Origin of the sequence: Microcystis sp. LEGE 08355 (assembly GCF_015207185.1) — a bacterium.
In the GTDB taxonomy this organism is placed as follows: domain Bacteria; phylum Cyanobacteriota; class Cyanobacteriia; order Cyanobacteriales; family Microcystaceae; genus Microcystis; species Microcystis panniformis.
This window is the reverse complement of record NZ_JADEXI010000768.1, coordinates 1-1848: the sequence shown is the minus strand read 5'-3', so window position 1 is coordinate 1848 and position 1848 is coordinate 1. Positions and strand designations below refer to the sequence as shown.

Genomic DNA, 1848 nt, shown 5'->3' with positions numbered 1-1848 from the left:
CTTAGAGGCAGACATCAAAAGTTTAGTGGAGATGTACTCGCAAGCAGACCCGAAATTTCCATCAACTTTTGCCTTTACTAGAATCAGTGCCAGAGCGGTAAGAGAGGCATTAAAAGAAGAAAAAGGCTATCGAGACGAACAATTGCCCTCTCGTCAAACCATTGGAGATATTTTGAATCGAATGGGCTATAGTTTAAAAAAAACACAAAAAATAAAACCGCTCAAAAAAAGTCCAGAAACTGAGGCAATTTTTGCCAACGTAGCTCAAGCCAATCAAGCCGCTGACAACCAGACTAAATCTTTGAGAATTTCCTTGGATAGCAAAGCTAAAGTTAAGATAGGAAATTTGTCTCGTGAGGGGAAAGCCCGCTATCTCGAGCCATTAAAAGCTGATGATCATGATAGGGAATGGACGGCTGTTTTAGTCCCTTTAGGAATTCTAGATGTGAGGGGAGAACGCCTGTCAATTTATTTCGGTCAATCGGCTGAAACCTCAGATTTTGTAGTAGATTGTTTAGAGTTGTGGTGGCAAGAAAATCAAGCAATCTATCCAGGGTTAGAAGAATTAGTCATTGATTTAGACGGAGGCGCAGCTACTCGCAGCAACCGCCCTCAATTTATCAAAAGAATGGTAGAATTTGCCCAAAAAACGCAGGGGCAAATACGGCTCATCTACTACCCACCTTACCATAGTAAATATAATCCCATTGAACGGTGTTGGTCTGTCTTAGAAAACTATTGGAATGGGGCAATTTTAGATTCAATTGATGCGGCTCTTAATTGCGCTTCTAACATGACTTGGAAGGGCATAAAGCCTCTAGTAAGTTTGGTAGAAGGAACTTATGAAAAAGGGGTGAAGGTTTTGACTAAAGAATTAGAACAATTGCAACCTTTCAACGCAGCGTTCTGAAACTTTGCCCAAATGGGATGTGACGGTTCTACCCTCCTAGCTGGCATCTTATTTTTACGCAAGTCCCTTACTCGATGAATATGAACAAATAACTGATGCGGAATGGAGAGAAGATATTCGGCAAAAAATAGATAAAGCTATCTTTGCATCAGAAAATCATCCTCTCATAGATGGAGAAACTTTTGTCACTGAAATTATTCATCGTTTTCAAACCATGGGAGATTAATCTAAAATGGGTGGTTATAAGTAGGGAGGCACAATTATTTGTAGGATGGGTTAGCGGTAGCGTAACATGAGCGGGGGTTGGGTTTCATGCTTCAACCGTTCGGCAAAAGCTCACGGCCGAAGCCCAACCTACGTTCATCTTATATTTAATTCCACCCACCCGCTTATCATAAATAAATATACTAGCTAGTCAGAAGCTGAATATAACAGGCAATTTCTCATCTATTTTTTCTAGTTCTGAATAAAATCAAATTAATTCAATATGTCCAAAAACTCTTGGTTAATTCCCGATGATATCTATTTTCTCAACCATGGTTCCTATGGTGCAACCCCTAAAATAGTCTTGGATTATCAGCAACAATTGCGGGAACGAATGGAAAGACAACCTTTAGCATTTTTGGGGAGAGAATTAGAGGGATTATTAGATATTGCTAGGCAAAAATTAGCGGATTTAGTCAGTGTAAATAGCGATGATTTAGTCTTTGTTCCCAATGCAACCACAGCAGTGAATGCGGTATTAAATTCCTTAACTTTTCAGGAAAATGAGGAAATTCTGATCACCGATCAGACCTATAATGCTTGTGCTAATGCAGTTAAACATATAGCTAAAAGATGGGGTTTAAAGGTAATTATCGCTAAAATTCCCTTTCCCGTGCAGTCCCCTTTAGAAATTAGTCAAGCAATTTTAGCATCTGTTTCTCCCTGGACAAAAT

General features: G+C 39.4%; 2 protein-coding genes. Both read left to right on the top strand.

Going from position 1 to position 1848, the window contains the following annotated elements; genetic code table 11:
- The coding region (locus tag IQ242_RS23845; RefSeq protein WP_193961659.1) for an ISAzo13 family transposase at nucleotides 1–910 on the top strand (910 nt) is incomplete at its 5' end.
- 487 nt (nucleotides 911–1397) lie between these two features.
- Nucleotides 1398–1848 (top strand): aminotransferase class V-fold PLP-dependent enzyme (locus IQ242_RS23840; protein WP_193961658.1); only part of this gene is annotated, 451 nt, incomplete at its 3' end.